Source organism: Micromonospora alfalfae (genome assembly GCF_022230925.1).
Lineage (GTDB): Bacteria > Actinomycetota > Actinomycetes > Mycobacteriales > Micromonosporaceae > Micromonospora > Micromonospora alfalfae.
Map to the genome: position 1 here is coordinate 466,529 of NZ_JAKKFH010000008.1, position 19,628 is coordinate 486,156.

Below are 19,628 nucleotides of genomic sequence, written 5' to 3' on the forward strand. Positions count from 1 at the left end.
GACAGTGGACCTTGCGCGATGACCCACCCGCACCGGAGGGTAAGGACTGGCGGTCGCGCGATCCCTGTCACGCAGCGCAACCTGGGGAGTTACATGCACGGTGAGCTCCAGCGAATCGTCGACGCCGTCGCCGCCCGGGTGGGACGACCCGCCCTCATCGAGGACCGGCGACAGCGGGTGGTCGCCTACAGCGAGCACGACGGCCCGATGGACGACGTCCGCCGGACGTCGATCCTGCGCCGGCAGACGACGCCGGAGGTGATCGCCTGGTTCCGGGGCATGGGAGTGCTCACGGCGCACGCGCCGGTCCGCACCCCCGCGTGCGCCGAGCTGGACCTGCTGGCGAGGGTCTGCGTGCCGATCCGACACGACGACCTGCTGCTCGGGTTCGTCTGGTTCATCGATGCGGACGGTTCGATGACCGACGCCGACATCGCCACCGCGACCGGCCCCTTCACCGACCTGTCGCTGGCCCTGTACCGGGAGAACCTGCTCGGTGAGCTCGCCGCGCAGCGGGAGACCGAGGCCACCCGCACCCTGCTGGTGGAGAGCCGGCAGGCGCGCGAGCACGCGGCGCGGGCGCTGCTGGAGGAGGGCGTGGTGGTCGCCGACGGGCTGACAGTCGCGCTCGTCGCCCAGCTCGTGCCGGCCGCCGGACGGCAGCCCGACGAGGTGGCCCGGATCGCCCTGGAACAGGCCCTGGTCACCACCCGCCGGTGGATCGGGGTGCGGGAGACGCTGCACCTGGTCTGGCACGACCACGGGGTGCTGCTGGTCTGCGGCGACCGGGTCGCCGGCCGCCCCTCACCGGAGGCCTCCGCAGGGCACCTCAGCGACGCGTTGCGCACCGCGACCCGGGGCTTGGCCTCGGTGGAGCGGACGGTCACCGGGATCGGTCAGCCGCGCGCCGGGCTGGCCAGCGCCGTGGAGTCCTATCAGGAGGCCGCGCACGCCGCCCGGGTCGGTACGCAACTGCCCGCGCTGGGCGGGGTGGTCTCCTGGGCCGGCCTGGGCATCTACCGGGTTCTGTCCCAACTGGACAGCCAGCACCTCGACGTCGCTGGCGTCCATCCCGGGCTGGAGCGGCTGCTGCGCGACGACGCCCACCAGGTGTTGCTGGAGACCCTGGAGGCCTACCTCGACCTGGCGGGCAACGCGCACGCCACCGCCGAGAAGCTCCGACTGCACCGGACGACCCTCTACTACCGGTTGCAACGGGTGGAGCAGCTCGCCGGGACCGACCTCAAGGACGGCAACGAACGGCTGTGCCTGCACCTGGCCATGAAGCTCGGTCGGCTCACCGGCCATTACCGCACGTCGTGACGTCGCCGCTCGGCCCCGGCTGCCACTGTGGACGGCAGCGGCATCCGGGCGCCCGTGGGGAGGTCTTCGACGTTCCTCGTCACACGAGGCGGGTCATCCAGCCGTACGCGTCGGCGGCCCGGCCGTACTGGATGTCGAGCAGGTGGCGGCGCAGCCGCATGGTCACCGAGTCCTCCGCGCCGGCCTTCGGGGCCGTCACCTCGCCGCCCTCCCAGACCAGGCGCCCGACCGGCGTGACAACGGCGCCGGTGCCACAGGCGAACACCTCGGTGATCGCGCCGGAGGCCACGCCCTCCTGCCATTCCCGGATCTCCACCGGGCGCTCCTCGACCTCCAGGCCCAGACCCTTGGCGAGGACGAGGATCGACCCCCGGGTGACGCCCTCGAGGATCGTGCCGAGTTCCGGGGTGATGATCCGGCCGTCGGCCGTGATGAAGTAGAGGTTCATGCCACCGAGCTCCTCCACGTAGCGGCCCTCGGCGGCGTCCAGGAAACAGACCTGCTCACAGCCGTGCTCGGCGGCCTCGACCATCGGCGCCAGGCTGGAGGCGTAGTTGCCGCCGCACTTCGCCTCGCCAGTGCCGCCCCGGGCCGCCCGGGTGTACTCGGTGGAGAGCCAGATGGAGACCGGCTTGACGCCACCGGAGAAGTACGCGCCGACCGGGCAGGCGATCACCATGTAGGTGATCTCCTGCGCCGGACGGACCCCCAGGAACGGCTCGGACGCGAACATGAACGGCCGCAGGTAGACGCTGTATTCGTCCTCGTCCGGCACCCACACCTGATCGGCACGGACCAGCCCTTCGACCGAGGCCATGAAGTCCGGAACCGGCAGTTCGGGCAGTGCCAGCCGCCGGGCGGACCGGGCGAAGCGCTCGCCGTTGGCTTGCGGTCGGAACGACCAGATCGAGCCGTCGCGGTGCCGGTACGCCTTCATCCCCTCGAAGATCTCCTGGGCGTAGTGCAGTACGGCCGCCGCCGGGTGCATGAGGATCGGACCGAAGGGGATGATCTCGGAGTCCTGCCAGCCGCCGTCCGGCCTCCACACCGCCCGTGCCATGTGGTCGGTGAAGTACCTGCCGAACCCCGGATTCGCCATGATCTCGGCTCGCCGCTGCGCGCTCGCCGGGCTCGGATTCTGGTGCAACGGGAACGACAGGCTCATCGCCGGGTCCTCTCCATGGCCGCATCCCTGGGCGCTCAGGTCACCGAGAACGATCACGCAGGGGACGATTGTCGGGTGACAGGGTGCAGAATACCGACCGTGTCGTCGCCGACAGTAGACAGACTGCGGCGACTCGGAGGGACGGTGCGGCCACCCCACCGGGTCGTTACGCCATCGACCTGGCAACCCTCCCGCAGCCGGTCGATCCCCCAACTTTCCGGGATCTGTAAACAACCCTTGATATTAAAGGTCACGAACGTCAATATGTGGAGGTCGCGGGTCGTCGAAGCCTGGGGAGCGAGCCATGAGAAGCCGTCGAATTTTCGCAGTGGTAGCCGGGGCGGCGATGACCGTCACGGCCGCCGTCGCCTTCGTCCCCAGCAGCATGGCGGCCGTGCCCTCGGCCAACGCCGTCCCGTTGGTCGCGTGCACCGCCCCCACCTGGGCCGAAGGACCCACCTACCAGGCGGGCGCCCAGGTCACCTACGGCGGCCGGCTCTACCAGGCGCTGGTCACCCACACCGCGCACCCCGGCGCCGGCTGGAACCCCGCAGCGACCCCATCGCTCTGGCGTGACCTCGGCGCGTGCTCGGGAACCACGCCGCCGCCCACCACGCCACCACCCACCACGCCACCACCCACGACCCCGCCCCCCACCACGCCACCACCGACCACGCCTCCCCCCACCACACCGCCGCCAACCGGTGGGACCTGCGCCGTGAAGTCGCGGCCCACCGGCAAGGTGTTGCAGGGTTACTGGGAGAACTGGGACGGGGCCTCCAACGGCGTCCACCCCGGCCTCGGCTGGATCCCGATCACCGACAGCCGGCTCACCCAGCACGGCTACAACGTGATCAACGCGGCGTTCCCGGTCATCCGCTCGGACGGCACGGTCCTCTGGGAGAACGGCATGGACGCCGGCGTGAAGGTGGCCACCCCGGCCGAGATGTGCCAGGCCAAGGCGGCCGGCGCCACCATCCTGATGTCGATCGGCGGGGCCGCCGCCGGCATCGACCTGAGCTCCGCCGCTGTCGCCGACCGGTTCGTCGCGACGATCGTGCCGATCCTGACTGCCTACCACTTCGACGGCATCGACATCGACATCGAGACCGGCCTGACCGGCAGCGGCAACATCAACACCCTGTCCACGTCGCAGGCCAACCTGATCCGGATCATCGACGGCGTGCTGGCCCGGATGCCGTCGAACTTCGGCCTGACCATGGCACCGGAGACGGCGTACGTCACCGGCGGCAGCGTGGTCTACGGCTCGATCTGGGGCTCGTACCTGCCGATCATCAAGAAGTACGTGGACAACGGCCGGCTCTGGTGGCTGAACATGCAGTACTACAACGGCAGCATGTACGGCTGCGCCGGCGACTCGTACCCGGCGGGCACCGTGCAGGGCTTCACAGTGCAGACGCAGTGCCTCAACAACGGGCTCACCATCCAGGGCACCACCATCCGGGTGCCGTACGACAAGCAGGTCCCGGGCCTGCCGGCGCAGAACGGGGCGGGCGGCGGCTACATGTCCACGTCGTTGGTCACGCAGGCCTGGAACTCCGTGCCCGGCCTGAAGGGCCTGATGACCTGGTCGGCGAACTGGGACGGGTCGAAGGGCTGGACCTTCGGCGACAACGTGAAGCGCCTGCAGGGCCGCTGACGGGTCCTGACGCCGGGCCCACCGCCAGCCGGTGGGCCCGGCGCTTCGCTGTCGAAAGGTCGGCACCGAACCGTTCCACCGCCGGCACGCGCTGTTCGCACTCTGCGGGCCCCGCTTCCGGGCGCCCGTCGTGGGTCATTTCTCAGCAGTGGCTCGACTGTGCACCACCAACTCGTCGATCTCCAGCCGGCCGACGCGCAACTCCCGCACTACCGCCCGACGGATCGCCAGCCGCCCGATGACCAGCGCCCCGACGGCCACGGCCCCGACGGCCAGCGCCCCCACGGCGAGGGCACCGAGCGACGCCGCCCCAGCAGCCCTCGCGCCGGTAGCCGCCGCGCCCGTCGCCACCGCGCCGTCGGCGCGCGTCCCGGTCAACCGCATCAGGCTCACGTTTCGCTTCATCGCCCCATTGTCCGCGTACCGCCGGCTGGGTGCCGAATGTCAGCGCTGACCCTGTCGGCGGTCCTGCCTGGTGCACGACGGGCCGCCCGGGCGACGACGTGCTCAAGAGCCCCTTGCGCTGAAACCGCTGCACCGGTCGGGGTGGTCTCTTAGGCTGCGTGGGCGGGACGCCCGGTTCGACGAGTGCGTCGCGGTGGCGCCGTACGTGCTGGTCGGGGTGCTCCTCTCGGCGGCTTGGCGGTACCACTGCCTCACTCGGCACGGGGAGCTGGCGCGATGGTGCCTGAGGCGCCGGTCTGTTCGCCGTCAGCGGCCGACCCCGGCTACCGGTGAGGAGCACCGATGACGCAGCGGCAACAGGACCGCCCGGAAATCGTCGTCGGACTGGTGGCAACCCCGCCGGATCACCCGGCTCGGGTGGCAGCGCGGCTGACGACGGAGCTGGCCAGCGGGCTCGCCGAGCGGGTGGACGCGGACGTGCGGTGGATCGTCCGGGAAGGCTGGGGCGAAGTGGCGCCGCGCCGCGACGGCGGCGTTGAGGCGCTACTCGATGATCTCGCTCAGCGGCGTGCCGACGCCCAGTGGGACGTCGCCATCTGCCTGACCGACCTGCCGCTGCATGCCGAGCGGGTGCCGCTGGTCGCGCAGGCCTCCGCTCGGCGTCGAGTCGCGGTGCTGTCCCTGCCCGCGCTGGGACTGCACCAGCTGCGGGCGGCCCGCGCGGCCGTTCCGGAGCTGGTGAGCCGGCTGCTGACCGAGGCTTCCGACCAGCGGGTGCCGCCGGCCGGCTGGGCGCCGGCTGAGACGGCAGGCCGGGTTACCGCCGTCCACCGGGTGGTCGGCGAGGCCGACACCGGTGAGCAACGCTACGTTGCCTCGCGGCTCATCGGCCGGTTACGGCTGGTGATCGGCATGGTTCGAGCCAACCGTCCTGGTCGTGCCCTGCTGGGCCTGTCGAAGCTGCTGGTCGGCGCGTTCGGTACGGCCGCGTTCGCGCTCACCACGGACACCATCTGGCAGATGGGCGATGCGCTCGGCGGACTCCGGCTCGCCGTGATCATGCTGCTCGGGCTAGCAGCGTTGGTGGCCTGGCTGATCGTCGCCCACGACTTGTGGGAGAAGCCGAGCCGCGAGACGCCGGCCGAGCTGGCACGGCTGTTCAACCTGGGTACGATCCTCACCCTCGCTCTGGCCACGGTGCTGTCCTACGTGGTGTTGCTCGTGGGAACGGTGCTGGTCGGGGCACTGCTGATCGACACGTCAGTGCTCGAACAGACGTTGCAGCGCCCAGTCGACGTCACCGACTATCTGGCGCTCGCCTGGATCACCAGCTCGCTGGCCACCGTCGGCGGCGCGATCGGCTCCGGGCTGGAGAACGAGGACACGGTTCGGGCTGCCGCCTACGGCTACCATCCACAACCCGATGGCTGGCGGGACGAAAAGAGCGGGCTGCCGGCAGAGTAGTTCGGCAACCGGAACCGGCGATCGGTTTCGGCCAGGCGCAGTCCTTCCGAGAACCGCTGGTGGCCCCGTCGGGCCCTCCGTTCAAGGCTGATACTGACCACGGGTGCGGGGCAGCCACTGGGGACGGCGGTCGCGAAGGTAGCGAACCATTCCCTCGCGCAGGTCGCAGCGCAGGTCCCAGGCGCTGGCGCCGTCGGCGGCCGAGGCCTGCACCTGGATGACCGCTGTCTGCGCGGTGGAGTCGACCATCTGGAGCACCCACTGGTCGCGATCCCACAGCGGTGAGGACTCGACCAGCCGGCGCGCTTCCTGGCGTAGGTCGTCCAGGTCCGCGGTGTGGTCGACATGGATCTGGACTTTGCCGATGACCCGAGACTCGTTCCGGGTCCAGTTCTGAAACGGCCGCTCGGTGAAGTACGTGGTCGGCAGGATGAGCATCCGCTCGTCCCAGAGCCGGATCACCACGTTGGTCAGCTTCACCTCCTCAACCCGGCCCCATTCGCCGTCGACGACCAGTACGTCGCCGACGTGCAGACCGTCGGCGAAGGCGACCTGGACACCGGCGAACGCGTTGCCGAGCGCGGTACGGGCCGACAGGCCGATCAATGCGCCGACCACCCCCGCCGACGTCAACACGGAGACGCCGAAGAGACGCACCGGCCGAAAGGTGATCAGGATCAGGCCGATCGCGATGATCGTCACCACGGCGACGGTGAGCCGCCGCACTGGGCGGATCTGCGTCCGGGCCCGCCGGACCCGCCGGCTGGCGACCGCGCCGCCCGGGAGCCGACTGAATGCGACCGCCTCGGCGACATGCAACGCCTTGATAACCAACCATGCTCCGGACAGCACCAGAGCCACCAGGACGACGTGCCGCAGATGACGCTGCCACCCGACCGGGCTCGACGGCAGCGCGTAGTACAACGCCCCAACCAGCAACAGCGTCGCTGCCGGGCGGCGGCAGGCATGCCGCAGCGGCTCCAGCAGCCACCGGTAACGACCACGGGCTACCCGGCGGACGACCAGGCCGGAGATCAGGTCCACGACCACCGCCGTCGCCAGCGCGGTCACTACGATCAACGCGGTACGCATCAGAGGCCGGTCACCGTAATCCCGACGCCAGCTTCCCCCAGCTCACTGCCCAGTCCACGTGCTCAGGGTGCCACCCCGGCCAGGGGCGGGCGGCCAACATCGACGAACAACCGCCGGCTGGCATCGATGGCTTTCCGTCGCCGCCGAGACTCCACGGACGATCCAGTCCAACCCATAGCTGGCGTAGTTTGCCGGCAGGCACCACATCGGCTTAGTCTGGACGGTATGGTCCAGTTCATAGCACGGGCGGCAGCGGGGTCGCGGCCACGCGGCCGCCACTCGGGGAGAGGCGCATGGCGGTGATCACACGTGGCTTCGGTGGCCGCAGACGCGACGACACCGACCTCCCACCCGGCCAGTACCGCACTGACGACTTCCCGGTGCTGTCGGCGGGACCCACACCGCGCATCGGGCTCGACGCCTGGGAGCTCGCCGTCGTCACCGAGACCGGCGAGCGGAGCACGTGGTCATGGGCGGAGTTCACCGCCCTTCCCGCCGACGAACCGACAGTGGACATCCATTGCGTCACGCACTGGTCGAAATTCGGCACGCGCTGGCGAGGCGTCTCCATAGACACCTTGCTGGCCGACGTCGAGACGGCCGCCGAGTACGTCGTCGCCCACTCCTACGGCGGCTACACCACGAACATCCCGCTTGAGGACCTTGTCGACGGCCAGGCCTGGGTGGCGTACGAGTTCGACGGTGAGCCGCTGGTTCCGGTGCACGGCGGGCCAGCTCGTCTGCTCGTTCCTCACCTGTACTTCTGGAAGAGCGCGAAATGGCTGCGCGCTCTGGAACTGCGTCTCGACGACGAGCCCGGGTTCTGGGAGACGGCCGGCTACCACAACTACGGGGACCCATGGCGCGAGCAGCGATACCTGGCAGACTGACCTGGCTGCCGGCGACTGTCGCGGCCACCCGCGCGGAGACTGCGACGGCGCGGACCCTGGTCCTCGACGTCGACGGCTGGACACGTCACGTGCCGGGCCAGCACGTCGACGTCCGGTTGACCGCTCCCGACGGCTACACGGCGTACCGCAGCTACTCGATCTCGTCCGCCCCGGGGCCCGACCGCCTCGAGGTGACCGTCCAGACGGTGCCCGACGGTGAGGTCTCGCCGTATCTCGTCGACGTTGCGGAGCCGGGTGACCAGCTCGAGATCCGTGGGCCGCTCGGCGGTTGGTTCGTACGCCGACCGGGTGATCCGCGCCCGGCGTTGCTGATCGGCGGCGGATCCGGCGTGGCGCCCCTGATGTCGATGGTCCGTGCGGCGACGGCTCCCACCAGGCTGATCTACTCGACCCGATCCCCGTCGGATGCCCTGTTCACGGCGGAGCTTGCGACAGCAGAGGCCGCAGGCGATTCTCCTGTCGCCGTCACCCACGTCTACACCAGGATCGCGCCCCCCGGCTGGCCGACCCCACCTCGACGACTCGACGCGGACACGCTCGCCCGCGTCACCTGGCCCGGTGCCGCCGATGTTGTCGCCTTCGTCTGCGGGCCCACCGGATTCGTCGAGACCGTGGCCGACCTTCTCGTGGCCACCGGCCACAACCCCGGGAACATCCGCACCGAACGCTTCGGACCCAGCGGAGGATGACCACGTCGAGCACCACCGAGAATCCGAACAAGCACGGCGGAGCGAGAGTCAGGAGCGACGATGGCGAACAACGCTGAGGACATGGTCACGTTGACCAGCACCGAGCAGGACTCGGGTGGCTCGAAACTGCCGGCAACCACCCCGCCCGACGCGGAAGACATCGTCATCACCAACGACAGCGCGCACGGCATCTACGAGGCCGCCGTAGGGGGCCAGACAGCCGCAGGGCTCGTCTACAGCGAGGTGGGAAGCCGCGTCATACTGTCGGCGACGTCCGTGCTCCCCGAGTTCCGGGGTAAGGGCGTAGCGAGCAGACTCATCGGCAGCGTCCTCGACGACCTGCGCAGGCAAGGAAAGACCGTTGCCGTGACCTGCCCGTTCGCGACAGCATTCGTCAATGCTCATCCGGAGTATGCCGACGTTCTGGACCCGGCATTTCCTCGGTCGCACTCCGCCGAGCGGGGGCATTGAACACGCGCGGTCGCGGCTGAGGTCGGCCTTGCTGAATTGGCCGGCGTGGTGTGTTCGCTGAGCGGAGCGCGGGACCGGTCGTTCTCCCCGAACCCTTACGAGTGAGCGCGGATGATCGTCTTCCCGGTGATCCGCTCAGTCGGGTTGAGAGCGGAGACGGCGTCGTCGAGGTCCGCGACGGTGCCGATGTGCGTCCGCAGTCGCCCGTCCCGTACCCGCCGGACGATTTCCCCCAGTTGGGCACGATCAGGCATCACCACGAAATCGATCGCCAGGCCGTCCGCAGGCCGCACCTCGGGCGGCCCGACGACGGAGACCAGGACTCCTCCGGCGCGAATCAAGCCGGCCGAGCGCTTCCCGATGACGCCGCCGATGACGTCGAAGACGAGATCAACTCCGCCGACGGCTTCGAGCGCGTCGTTCTCGAGGTCGACGAACTCCTGCGCGCCGAAGTCGAGCGCCTTCTGACGGTCGGCAGCGCGTCCGGTGCCGATGACGTAGGCGCCGAACTCACGGGCGAGCTGCGTCACCATCGAACCGACCGCGCCGGCCGCGCCGTGCACGAGGACGCTCTGCCCGGTTTGAAGGCGGCCGTGCTCGAACAGCCCCTGCCAGGCGGTCAGGCCAGAGATCGGCAGGCTCGCGCCCACGATGAAGTCGACGTCGCCGGGCAGCGGCGCGAGGTTGCGTGCCTCGACTGCCACATACTCCGCCAGGGTGCCGTCGCGGGTCCAGTCCGTGAGGCCGAACACCCGCTGTCCCACCGACAGTCCCGTCGTGCCGTACCCGAGGGCGGTGACCACTCCGGCCAACTCGTGCCCGGGTATCGACGGCGTCCGGTCACGGCCGAGGCGATCGGTCCAGGTCGAGGGCCACGCCAACTCGGTCGGGACGAACCCCGAGGCGTGAACCTGGACGACGACGTCGTTGAGGGCCGGTTCCGGGTCAGGCCGCTCCGCCAGCCTCATCCCGGCCGTTCCCGCAGCCTCGTCCGTCACCACAATCGCCTTCATCAGACACCTCCTCGCATCCAGCCCTCGTCCGCACTGGCACGAGGAGCACGTCTCCGTTTCCCCGCATCGGCGGCGCCAAGCCTCGGGGCCGGAGCTCACCACGCTGATCGGTGGCGGTCGGGCCGCGGGGATGCTGCCGGGACTGGCGGGGACGTTTGTCGGACTCGACGCCGACGGGCAGGTCGGGCAGCCCTAGCTACCGGCTGCGCCCGTCGGACGTCCCGAAGCTAGTCGCGCCGGAACTGGTCTGTCAAGTCCACTTTTCGTTCGCCGGAATGCTGTTGCAGTTGCAGGAGTTGCCAGTTCAAACGCGTGGGCGAGCCAACGGCCTGCCATCGACGGGAATCCGTTTTCGGACTTTGCAGTCCAGAATAGATGCAGGCTGCGGGAATACCATCGCCCCGGAGAGCGTCTGTACCTGCGTGCCCAGGAGCCTGCACCTGGCTCCGCAGCTATGCGCCGCAAGGCCGGGAAGGGAGAGCTGTGCCTCAGCAGACCCAGTACCACAAGAACCCGGAGGCCGTTTCGGGGCTCAACCCGGAGCAGTACCACGTGACCCAGCAGGACGGCACCGAGCGACCGTTCGCCAACGCCTACTGGGACAACCATGAGCCCGGCATCTACGTCGATGTCGTGTCCGGCGAGCCGCTGTTCGCATCGGTCGACAAGTACGACAGCAACTCCGGCTGGCCGAGCTTCACCAAGCCACTCGCGAAGACGAACGTCGTCGAGCGCGCAGACTCCAGTCACGGGATGATCCGGACTGAGGCCCGCTCGCTGCACGGGGACAGCCACCTCGGCCACATCTTCAACGACGGCCCCGCCGAGAAGGGTGGACTGCGCTACTGCATCAACTCCGCGTCGCTGCGGTTCATCCACCTCGACGACCTGGAGAACGCAGGGTACGGCGAATACCGCACCCTGTTCACGAGTGACACCAACACTGGCGCGACCACAGGCATGGAGACGACATGACCACCGAAAAGGCAATCCTCGCCGGCGGCTGCTTCTGGGGCATGGAGGAGTTGTTCCGCCGCGAGCCCGGCGTTGTTTCCACGCGCGTCGGCTACAGCGGCGGCGATGTCCCGAACGCCACCTACCGCAACCACGGCACACACGCGGAGTCCATCGAGGTCGTCTACGACACCGACAAGACCGACTTCCGCGCGCTGCTCGAGTTCTTCTTCCAGATCCACGACCCGTCGACGAAGAACCGCCAGGGTAACGACATCGGCGTCAGCTACCGCTCGGCGATCTTCTACACGAACGACGAGCAGAAGCGGGTTGCCGAGGACACGATCGCCGATGTCGACGCCTCGGGACTGTGGCCCGGCAAGGTCGTCACCGAGGTCACCGCGGCAGGCGACTTCTGGGAGGCCGAGCCTGAGCACCAGAACTACCTGCAGACCTACCCCGACGGATACACCTGCCACTTCCCCCGCCCCGGGTGGAAGCTTCCGAAGCGGGCGACTGCCTGACACCTCCGGCGCGCGGGCCCCGGGCCCGCGCGCCGGCCCCGGCCGAGGTGATCGGCCCGGACAAGGAGGCCGCCGGATGGGTGCGGGCTCCGCCGGGGCCGCCCGGCGCGGCAGCGGTGGACACGCCCAATAAATGGGACCAAATAGTCCAGGAAATCTCTCGTGAGAAATGCTCTAGCCGCCTAGCGCACCGTTCATTCAGCGTGCTGACGCCATGTTCGCCCTTCTTCATCACGTGGCTTCAACACGGCACCTAATGGACTCCAGGGTCCCAATCCCACTAGATTATCTGGTGCGCTGGATACACTTGACAGATGAGCGACGAGCAGGTGACTGCGCCGACGAATAGGCGGAGGATCAGTCAGCGGGGCATCGCGACCCGAGAGCGGATTCTCGAGGCGGCGAACCGGCTGATGCTCGTGCGCGGAGTGAACGCGACGACCCTTGACGACATCCGCGAGGCGAGCCAGACGAGCAAGTCTCAGCTCTACCACCACTTCGCCGACAAGCAGGAACTCGTGCGCGCCTTGGTCAACTATCGAGGCGCGCTCGTGCTTCAGCGTGAGCGCGCAGGGCTCGAACGACTGAGATCGTTCTCAGGGCTGGTCCGATGGCGTAACGCGCTGGTCCAGGCCAACTCGCTGAACAACGGCAAATACGGCTGCGGCCTCGGGTCAATGGCTCTCGAGCTGTCCGATCAAGATGAGCAGGCTCGTTCATCTCTGTCGGAGACGTTCGCGGCATGGGAAAGACTGATCAGCGATGGCCTGCACCGGATGCGGGACAGCGGCCTTCTCCGCCAGGACGCCGACCCGGAGAAGTTGGCGACGGGGTTGATGGCCGCCTTGCAGGGCGGCTACCTACTGGCGAACGCCGCGCACGACGTCGCACCCATGGAAGTCGCTCTGGACATGGCGCTGGAACACATCAAATCGTTCCTCGTGCAGCCGGCCGCTGAGCCTGCCCGCTAATTGGGCCCATGCCCACCCTCAAGACCTAGAAATCCTGGTCAACCGTCGTCGCCCGTCCACCCCTACCGGGCGCGCGTACCAGTGCCGGCACGGTGGCCCAACTGGTCGAGCAATGCTGGCTTGAGAGCATGCACCGACTTCCCCAGCCACTGCACGGCAAAGGACTAGTTGGTCCATTTCCGGATCGGGGTCCGATCGGCTCCAGTTCGGGCAGGCGTGGCCCTGGTCATCCCACCGCGGCAGTTTGAGCCACCGCTCCCCCAGGTTCGCCTGGGCGGACGCCTCCTGTCAGCGAACGGCTGGTTGGACTATTCGGTCCGGTGAAGCTAATCTTCCGAGGCACCCGACCATGGGGTGACACGCCCGGCCGCAGCCTCGCTCAGACTGCGGCTCGGCCACTGCTGGTTCCGTATCGCTGGACCTCACCACTGGATCTACAGGAAGGCGCGGCTGATGGAAACCGATCATGATCATGTCGTCGCATCGGCCCGAGTTGTCCTTCCGGCCACTGAGCGCCGGCGCACGGACATGACGACCCGCGGCTTCACGTTCGTCGCCGATGAACCACACAACGGCGCACTCGGTGAAGGCCCGACGTCGACGGAGTACCTGTTGATGGCGCTCGCGTCGTGCACTGCTCAGACGCTGCGGCAGTACGTCGACTACAAGTACGACACCGCCGGCGACATCACCGTCGAGATCGACTACCACGAGCCCGAGCAGGAAGGCGCGGAGCGTTACCTGCAGCGCACGATCACGCTGAGCGAGGAACCCGACCCCGACGACCTGAAGGTGATGCACGACATTGCCGAGAGGTCACCGGTGACCCTGCTGATCCAGTTCGCGTGGAGCGTGCGGACCGACTTCGTCGGGCCGCGCTGAGGACATGCCGCTCGCTGCTCGGCGATCACAGCCGCGCAGCGGGCGGTTGCCGTTGCGCCCCAAGCGCGCCTCGGAAGGTGACGTGTGACCGAAACCAAGACCGGCCGGACGACCTGGAAGCCGAACCAAGCGTCACCGCTGCGAGCATTCTTGCGAATCGAGTCCGGCAGCGCCGGCGTGCTCGTGGCCGCCATCGTCGCCGCACTGTTCTGGGCCAACATCGACCTCGGTTCCTACGAAGCCGTGTGGCGCACCCCGTTGTCAGTGCGCATCGGGCACCTCGAAGTCTCCCGCGACCTGCAGACCTGGATCAACAGCGGCCTGATGACGCTGTTCTTCCTCGTCGTCGGCCTTGAGGCGCGGCGCGAGTTCGACCTCGGCGACCTCCGCGACCGGCGACGTTTCGTGCTGCCCTGCGTGGCCGGCCTGATGGGCATGCTGATACCGGTACTGATCTTCCTGGCGATCAACCGCGGCGGGCCGGGCGCGCACGGTTGGGGCGTGGCCATGTCGACCGACACCGCCCTCGCGTTGGGTCTGCTGGCACTGCTCGGCCGGGGTGTGCCCGACCAGGTCCGAATCTTCCTGCTCACCGTGTTCGTGGTCGACGACTTGATCGCACTCATCGTGATCGCCCTGGTCTACAGCGACGACATCACCGTGATGCCCATCGTGGTGGCCGTGGCGGCGTTCGCGGTCATGTTGGCCATCCGCGCGGGCGGCGTCCGACGGGGCTGGGCGTACGTGCCGGTCGCCGTCGTGATGTGGGGCGCGCTGCTGGTCAGCGGAGTCGACCCTGTGGTGGCCGGACTGGCCATCGGCTTGACCGCCATTGCCTACCCTCCCGGCCGAACTGAGCTCGAAAAGGTCAGCGGGCTGTTCCGGTCGTTCCGTGAGCAGCCGACGCCCACGCTCGCGCGTACGGCTTCGATCGGCCTGGCGAACACGTTGTCGCCCAACGACCGCCTCCAGCGCATCTACCACCCATGGTCCAGCTACGTCATCGTGCCGCTGTTCGGCCTGGCCAACGCCGGCATCAGCATCGACGGTCCGTTCCTGACCCAGGCGCTCGCGTCACCTGTCACCTGGGGCGTGCTGCTCGGGTATGTGGTCGGCAAGCCGCTCGCCGTGATCGGCACCTCGGCCGGGCTCACCTGGCTCTCCCGCGGGCGCATCCGTCCGGCAGTGGGCTGGGCGGGCGTGCTCGGCAGCGGCACGATCGCCGGTGTCAGCTTCACCGTGTCACTGCTGGTCGCCAGCCTTGCCTTCACCGGCGACCAACTGGCCGAGGCCAAAGTCGGGGTGCTCGGTGCCGCGATCGTGTCCTCGGCACTGACCTGGATCACGTTCCGCGTCACCAACGCGTTGCCCCAGGACAAACGCATCCCGGCGCTCTTCGGCGACATGACGGAACTGATCGATCTCACCCCGGCGGTGGACGAGAAGCAGGACCACGTTCGTGGCCCAGCCGGCGCGTCGGTAACGCTGGTGCAGTACGGCGACTTCCAGTGCCCGTACTGCGGGACGGCCGAACCGGTCGTCCGACAACTGCTGGGCGACGCCGACCTGCGTTTCGTGTGGCGTCACCTGCCCCTGTCAGACGTGCATCCGCAAGCCCGACTGGCAGCAGAGGCCGCCGAGGCAGCCGCCGCCCAGGGCAAGTTCTGGCAGATGCATGACCTGTTGCTCGGCCACCAGGACGAGTTGGACAGCACTGCTCTGATCAGGTACGCCGGCGACCTCGGCCTGGATCAGAGACGGTTCAGCGACGATCTGGCCAGCCAGGCGCACGCCGACCGCATCGACAGCGACATCGACTCCGCCGACCACAGCGGAGTGTCCGGCACCCCGACGTTCTTCATCAACGGCCGCCGCCACTACGGCGCCTACGACATCACGGCCTTGACCGCGGCCATTCGCATGGCTCGGGCCCGCGCCCGCCTCGGCCGCGACGCGGAGCCGACCCGCACGTGAGGCGTGGCACCGCGAGGCGCGCGCACCACGGAAGCAGAGGTACGACCCAGACCGTGCGACGGGTCTTCTACCGATGTGGACGTCCCCACCACTGGTGCTGTCGTTGTCACCTGTAGGAGGTCACCTCTTAGATGCCAAAATTCAGAACGTCCGACTGAACGTCACAAACGAACACCTCACGGCGCTGGCAAATGCCGGGGCCGCAGCCTTCGGCCATACCGCCACACTCCAGGTGGACCGCGCCCTGGCCCAGCTTCTCCGGTTACGCGTCGCGCAGATCAACAATTGCAGCTACTGCCTTCTGGTGCACCACGCCGGCGCCCGCGCCGCCGACATCCCGCCGGCCAAGGTCGAGACCCTCACCGCGTGGTGGGAGACGCACCTGTTCACCGAAGAGGAGCAAGCCGCGCTGGCCTATGCCGAGGCGTTGACCCGGGCCGCCGACGCCACCATCAACACCCGGTTCCAGGAGGCACACGACAGGATGGCTGCGCACTTCACTGACGACGAGATCCTGGAAATCGCCGCGATTGTCATCAACATGAACATCTGGACGCGACTCAAGCTCGCCGAGGGTGCCATGCCCGCGGCGGCGCCTCCCGGGTGAGGTGATACCCGACGCCGTGATGGGAGAGGCCGCGCACCTCCGGAGGGGCGGTGGACGATTCCCGCCGCCCCTCCGGGGCGAGATCACTTCCCGTACACCTCGAATTCGTAGAGCGAGAACCCGTACGAGGTGGCTCGCCTGACCCCGTACACCCGCACGTAGCGGGCGGTGACCGGGGCGAAGGTGGCGTTGTCGACGCCGCCGTTGCCGGTCGTGGTGGCGAACACCGGCGTCCAGGAGTTGCCGTCGCCGGAGACCTCGATCCGGTACGAGGTGCCGTACGCGGCTTCCCAGCGCAGTACCGCCCGGCTCACCGTGCGGGCCGCGCCGAGGTCGACCCGGAGCCACTGGTTGTCGTTGTAGCTGCTGGCCCACCGGCTGCCGAGGCTGCCGTCGATCGCCTTGTCCGGCGTGTGGCCGGTCAGGAACTGGGTGCTCGACGCGGTGGCCGGACGGCCCTGCGCCAGGTTGGTGACGTCGTCGCCCCGCCGCGCCGGGAACGAGACGACCTGCTGGTAGGTGGGGCGGTTCTGCCAGGCGATCACCGGGTGGGTGATGCCGCCGAGCCCGGACTGGGCGATCGAGTCGGCACACCACTGGTCGCCGGCCCCGCACGACTTGTCTCCGGGGTAGACAGTGGTGGCCGGCACCACGGCGGCCTGGCCGAGCGCGGCGAGCAGGGCCTGCCGGCATGCGCCGAGGTTGCCGTTGCCGCAGTACGCGCGGCCCAGCCCACCGGCCACCGGATCGCCGAGGACTGTGCGCAGGTCCTTGTCGACGTAGCCCCACCAGCCGTACTGGAACGACGAGCCCTTGTGCGCCTGGCCCTGCAACGCCCAGCTCGCGGCCCCGTCGCGTCCGCCGTTCTGGCCGCCGGACGGCGCCTCGTTCACCTCGATGGCGTCGACCAGCGCCGCGTAGAGGTCCGGCCCGAGGCCGGGGCGGAACTGCGCCGAGGCCAGCAGCGGCCACCAGGCGTCGAAGATCCGGATGGCGTCGGCGTGCTGGTAGACCTTCGAGCCGGCGGACGTCTCCACCCGACGGGTCCCGGCCTGCTGCCAGGCGCGCAGCTTGCCCACCGCGTCGGCCAGCGCCGGATCGGTGACCGGCGTGCTGTCCAGCACCCGCAACAGGTCGCCGAGAACCTGCTGGCCGCGCAGGTCGGTCACCGCCGCATCCGCCATGATCTTGACGACGTCGGCGCGGCCGAGCTTGCGCTGGGCGATCGCCGCGCGCACCGGGCCGTCGAGCAGCTGAGCCCGGTGTACGGACCCGAAGCTGAAGTTGCCGTCCGCGGCCCCGAAGTCCCGCGCCTGCTTGTTGTTCCAGCTGACGTAGTAGTCCTGGTTGACCGACTGTGGATGCGCCGACGCCGGGGTGTAGGTGGCGTCGTTGGTGTCCGGGTTCCAGCCGGCCCACTCGTACGCCGGTTCGGCCTTCGTGGGCAGGTTCGGGTCGGCGGTGGCCGGACGGACCGGGTTCGAGCCGGAGTTGAAGTACGCCGCCTCGGTCGAGTTGACGTAGAACCAGTTGAACGCGTACCCGACGGTGGCCGCGGACGCCTGGAAGGCCGCTGCGCTGCCCATCGCCGCCGGGTCGTTGTAGGCCTGGAAGCCGATCGCCGAGTCAGCCTCGTGCCGGTAGGTCGAACGCAGTTTGGTGAACGCGGTCGGCTGCCCGTTCACCAGCCCTCGGTAGGACACCAGCCCGTACTTCGTGCGCAGCGCGCGCAGCGTGTACGAGCCGGCCGGGGTGGAATCGGCGAGCGTCGGGGACCAGGAGTTGCGCTGCTCCAGCGCTTCCATGGCGAGGCACTGCCCGTGGTAGAGGTAGCTGTTGGTGCGCAGCGTGGGGGCGCTGCCGTCGGTGGTGCACAGCGGCACCGCGTACGTGTCGGTGAGGTCCTGGGAGGCGGAGGTCGCGCTCCACGCGTAGTCCTGGCCCCGGCCGAGCAGCACGTAGAGGTTGAGCCCGGCGAACGCGGCGCCGCGCGCGCTGATTCCCGGCCCCTGCAACTCCTGGAGCATCAGCAACTGCGGGGCGAAGTAGCCGGTCTGCGGCCCGAACACGGCAACCGGGTTGCCGGTGGTGGTGTGCCGCCCGGAGACCACTACCGCGTTGGACATGCCGTGCGCGCGCAGATTGGACAGGCCGCCGAGCAGCTCCTTCGTGGCGGTGCTGGCGCCGGTGCGGGCGGCGGCCCCGCCGGTGGCGTCGTAGGCGAGGGGTTCGGCGACCACCGAGCCGGCGTCGGGGAGCACCGCGCTCGTCGCGCCGGGCGGCGTCGCCCCGTACGGGAAGCTCTGCCCGTCGTGCAGTGTGAGCACGGTCTCCGGGTCGTTCTGCGAGCGGAACGCCGCCCACACCCGGTCGCCCTCGGTGGCCCCGTATTTGGCGCGGGCGGCCACCCGGACCAGCGCGGACTGGATCTCGCTTCCGCCGCCCCCGCCGAAGAGCCCGCCGACGACTCCGGCGGTGGCGATGAGGTCGGTCATGGTGAAGTGCTTCGGCTTGCCGGCGCCCGCGAGCACGTACTCGCCGGGGTAGTTGTCCTCGGCGATCGACTTGTCGATGTAGGCGTTGATGCCGGCGATGTAGTCGACCACGTCGGTGTAGAGCTGCTGGCCCCGGGCGCCCTTGGTGCGCAGCGCGTCCACCTGGGCCTGGAGGTCCGCCTCGGTGTAGGGCGAGTTGGCCCAGACGCTCTGCTCCAGTTCCCGGTTGCCCGGCGCGCCGCCAGCGAACGAGGTGACGCTGCCACGACCGACGTGTCGCAGCAGGTCCATCACCCAGAGCCGGTCCTGGGCCCCGGCGAAGCCGGCGCCGAACATGGTGCCGGCGCGGGTGGTGCCGGTGATGTGCGGGACGCCGGTGGCCTTGTCCCGCACGATGGTGACGTCCGATCGCGGCGAGACGGTGCTCTCGACCTGCGCGGCCGGCACCCCGAACGAGGCATCGTTGTAGAAGTGGGCGATTTGCTCGTCGGTCAGCCCGGCGTAGTTGTAGACCAGGTTCGCGTACTCGTCGAGCTGGTCGCTGGAGTGCGCCGGGCGGGTGCCGAGCGCCTGGTGCGCCAGGATGGCGACGAGCGTGGCGTTGCCGTTCTGCCCGGGGGGCAGGATGTCGGCGCACTGGCCGAGGCAGTAGTCGTTGGCGGCGAATGTCGTCGCGGCCAACGCCGGTGACGGCGGGGTCACCGTCAGGACGCTCGCGGTCAGGACGGCGGCGGTGAACGCCGCGAGCCGGGTACGGGAAGCGGGACGGGGCATGGCGATCCTCCGGGGACGCGGAGTCGGGCCGTTCGGTCACGCCCGGCTTCCGGTGCCGACGTCTCGCCCTCCGCGCCCGGGCGCTCCGCCAGGAGGTGAGAGTGACTCGCATCTATCTTCGGGCAATGATCGACGCAGGACCCCCGCCCGGGATACCCGTCGTTCACCACGCGCCAATGCCGACGTTTCGCCGCCTTTCGCCAGCGACAGGGTCACCCCGTGGTTCCCGACGCGACAGCGGTCCGATGCAGCCA

Annotated in this window: 16 protein-coding genes and 1 pseudogene; 12 read left to right on the forward strand and 5 right to left on the reverse strand. The window is 69.2% G+C overall.

Annotated features, from left to right (window positions below; all coding sequences use genetic code 11):
- The first annotated feature begins 93 nt into the window (after window positions 1-93).
- Complete coding sequence (locus MED01_RS08810; protein ID WP_238668013.1) at window positions 94-1,323, forward strand: PucR family transcriptional regulator; 1,230 nt, start codon at window positions 94-96, stop codon at window positions 1,321-1,323.
- Window positions 1,324-1,402: 79 nt separating this feature from the next.
- On the opposite strand, the gene MED01_RS08815 is transcribed toward MED01_RS08810, so the two are convergent.
- Complete coding sequence (locus tag MED01_RS08815; protein WP_238668014.1) at window positions 1,403-2,488, reverse strand: branched-chain amino acid aminotransferase; 1,086 nt, start codon at window positions 2,486-2,488, stop codon at window positions 1,403-1,405.
- A 304-nt stretch (window positions 2,489-2,792) separates the two neighbouring features.
- Here MED01_RS08815 and MED01_RS08820 point away from each other — a divergent pair, with 304 nt between their 5' ends.
- The gene (locus MED01_RS08820) at window positions 2,793-4,148 is read left to right on the forward strand and encodes a carbohydrate-binding protein (RefSeq protein WP_238668015.1); all 1,356 of its coding nucleotides are present in this window, start codon (window positions 2,793-2,795) and stop codon (window positions 4,146-4,148) included.
- Between the two features lie 135 nt (window positions 4,149-4,283).
- Here MED01_RS08820 and MED01_RS08825 read toward each other — a convergent pair whose 3' ends face one another.
- Window positions 4,284-4,553, reverse strand: a complete 270-nt coding sequence (locus MED01_RS08825) for a hypothetical protein (RefSeq protein WP_238668016.1) — start codon at window positions 4,551-4,553, stop codon at window positions 4,284-4,286.
- Between the two features lie 342 nt (window positions 4,554-4,895).
- On the opposite strand from MED01_RS08825, the gene MED01_RS08830 reads away from it, so the two are divergent.
- On the forward strand, window positions 4,896-6,017 hold the full coding sequence (locus MED01_RS08830; RefSeq protein WP_238668017.1) for a hypothetical protein: 1,122 nt from the start codon (window positions 4,896-4,898) through the stop codon (window positions 6,015-6,017).
- An 81-nt stretch (window positions 6,018-6,098) separates the two neighbouring features.
- Here the strand turns inward: MED01_RS08830 and MED01_RS08835 are convergent, their stop codons facing one another.
- On the reverse strand, window positions 6,099-7,109 hold the full coding sequence (locus MED01_RS08835) for a mechanosensitive ion channel family protein (protein WP_238668018.1): 1,011 nt from the start codon (window positions 7,107-7,109) through the stop codon (window positions 6,099-6,101).
- 293 nt (window positions 7,110-7,402) lie between these two features.
- On the opposite strand from MED01_RS08835, the gene MED01_RS08840 reads away from it, so the two are divergent.
- From MED01_RS08840 to MED01_RS08850, 3 genes are read left to right on the forward strand one after another with little or no spacing between them, the layout of a single operon-like run.
- Complete coding sequence (locus MED01_RS08840; RefSeq protein ID WP_238668019.1) at window positions 7,403-7,999, forward strand: sulfite oxidase-like oxidoreductase; 597 nt, start codon at window positions 7,403-7,405, stop codon at window positions 7,997-7,999.
- Window positions 7,969-8,709 (forward strand): FAD-binding oxidoreductase, encoded by a 741-nt coding sequence (locus tag MED01_RS08845; protein ID WP_238668020.1) that lies wholly within the window; start codon window positions 7,969-7,971, stop codon window positions 8,707-8,709. Before MED01_RS08840 ends, MED01_RS08845 begins: the two co-directional genes overlap by 31 nt.
- A gap of 60 nt (window positions 8,710-8,769) precedes the next feature.
- Window positions 8,770-9,180 (forward strand): GNAT family N-acetyltransferase, encoded by a 411-nt coding sequence (locus tag MED01_RS08850; RefSeq protein WP_238668021.1) that lies wholly within the window; start codon window positions 8,770-8,772, stop codon window positions 9,178-9,180.
- A gap of 95 nt (window positions 9,181-9,275) precedes the next feature.
- Here the strand turns inward: MED01_RS08850 and MED01_RS08855 are convergent, their stop codons facing one another.
- Complete coding sequence (locus MED01_RS08855; protein ID WP_238668022.1) at window positions 9,276-10,193, reverse strand: NADP-dependent oxidoreductase; 918 nt, start codon at window positions 10,191-10,193, stop codon at window positions 9,276-9,278.
- Window positions 10,194-10,676: 483 nt separating this feature from the next.
- Between MED01_RS08855 and msrB the strand changes: the two genes are divergently transcribed.
- The 6 genes and pseudogenes from msrB to MED01_RS08885 all read left to right on the forward strand — a co-directional run bounded on the left by msrB (window position 10,677) and on the right by MED01_RS08885 (window position 16,105).
- Window positions 10,677-11,168, forward strand: coding sequence for a peptide-methionine (R)-S-oxide reductase MsrB (gene msrB, locus MED01_RS08860; protein WP_238668023.1), 492 nt, complete (start codon window positions 10,677-10,679; stop codon window positions 11,166-11,168).
- A complete protein-coding gene (gene msrA, locus MED01_RS08865) occupies window positions 11,165-11,671 on the forward strand; it encodes a peptide-methionine (S)-S-oxide reductase MsrA (protein WP_238668024.1) in 507 nt (168 codons plus the stop codon). The genes msrB and msrA overlap by 4 nt, the downstream gene beginning before the upstream one ends.
- Window positions 11,672-11,985: 314 nt before the next feature.
- Window positions 11,986-12,642, forward strand: a complete 657-nt coding sequence (locus MED01_RS08870) for a TetR/AcrR family transcriptional regulator (RefSeq protein ID WP_238668025.1) — start codon at window positions 11,986-11,988, stop codon at window positions 12,640-12,642.
- Between the two features lie 354 nt (window positions 12,643-12,996).
- A complete protein-coding gene (locus MED01_RS08875) occupies window positions 12,997-13,524 on the forward strand; it encodes an OsmC family protein (RefSeq protein WP_238668026.1) in 528 nt (175 codons plus the stop codon).
- Window positions 13,525-13,608: 84 nt separating this feature from the next.
- Window positions 13,609-15,542 (forward strand): annotated as a pseudogene (gene nhaA / locus MED01_RS08880) (Na+/H+ antiporter NhaA); the annotation flags it as partial.
- 50 nt (window positions 15,543-15,592) lie between these two features.
- The gene (locus MED01_RS08885; RefSeq protein ID WP_238668028.1) at window positions 15,593-16,105 is read left to right on the forward strand and encodes a carboxymuconolactone decarboxylase family protein; all 513 of its coding nucleotides are present in this window, start codon (window positions 15,593-15,595) and stop codon (window positions 16,103-16,105) included.
- Window positions 16,106-16,188: 83 nt separating this feature from the next.
- Here MED01_RS08885 and MED01_RS08890 read toward each other — a convergent pair whose 3' ends face one another.
- Window positions 16,189-19,374 carry a penicillin acylase family protein gene (locus MED01_RS08890; RefSeq protein WP_238668029.1) on the reverse strand — a complete coding sequence of 1,062 codons (3,186 nt, stop codon included), beginning with the start codon at window positions 19,372-19,374 and terminating at the stop codon, window positions 16,189-16,191.
- Between the last annotated feature and the right edge of the window lie 254 nt (window positions 19,375-19,628).

What these genes read in the sequence shown, in the direction of transcription:
- MED01_RS08815 (WP_238668014.1), bottom strand. Translation starts at nt 2,488, where the DNA reads ATGAGCCTGTCGTTCCCGTTGCACCAGAATCCGAGCCCGGCGAGCGCG.
- MED01_RS08840 (WP_238668019.1), top strand. Translation starts at nt 7,403, where the DNA reads ATGGCGGTGATCACACGTGGCTTCGGTGGCCGCAGACGCGACGACACC.
- MED01_RS08855 (WP_238668022.1), bottom strand. Translation starts at nt 10,193, where the DNA reads ATGAAGGCGATTGTGGTGACGGACGAGGCTGCGGGAACGGCCGGGATG.
- MED01_RS08825 (WP_238668016.1), bottom strand. Translation starts at nt 4,553, where the DNA reads ATGAAGCGAAACGTGAGCCTGATGCGGTTGACCGGGACGCGCGCCGAC.
- MED01_RS08850 (WP_238668021.1), top strand. Translation starts at nt 8,770, where the DNA reads ATGGCGAACAACGCTGAGGACATGGTCACGTTGACCAGCACCGAGCAG.
- MED01_RS08870 (WP_238668025.1), top strand. Translation starts at nt 11,986, where the DNA reads ATGAGCGACGAGCAGGTGACTGCGCCGACGAATAGGCGGAGGATCAGT.
- msrA (WP_238668024.1), top strand. Translation starts at nt 11,165, where the DNA reads ATGACCACCGAAAAGGCAATCCTCGCCGGCGGCTGCTTCTGGGGCATG.
- MED01_RS08890 (WP_238668029.1), bottom strand. Translation starts at nt 19,374, where the DNA reads ATGCCCCGTCCCGCTTCCCGTACCCGGCTCGCGGCGTTCACCGCCGCC.
- MED01_RS08810 (WP_238668013.1), top strand. Translation starts at nt 94, where the DNA reads ATGCACGGTGAGCTCCAGCGAATCGTCGACGCCGTCGCCGCCCGGGTG.
- MED01_RS08845 (WP_238668020.1), top strand. Translation starts at nt 7,969, where the DNA reads ATGGCGCGAGCAGCGATACCTGGCAGACTGACCTGGCTGCCGGCGACT.
- MED01_RS08820 (WP_238668015.1), top strand. Translation starts at nt 2,793, where the DNA reads ATGAGAAGCCGTCGAATTTTCGCAGTGGTAGCCGGGGCGGCGATGACC.
- MED01_RS08835 (WP_238668018.1), bottom strand. Translation starts at nt 7,109, where the DNA reads ATGCGTACCGCGTTGATCGTAGTGACCGCGCTGGCGACGGCGGTGGTC.
- MED01_RS08830 (WP_238668017.1), top strand. Translation starts at nt 4,896, where the DNA reads ATGACGCAGCGGCAACAGGACCGCCCGGAAATCGTCGTCGGACTGGTG.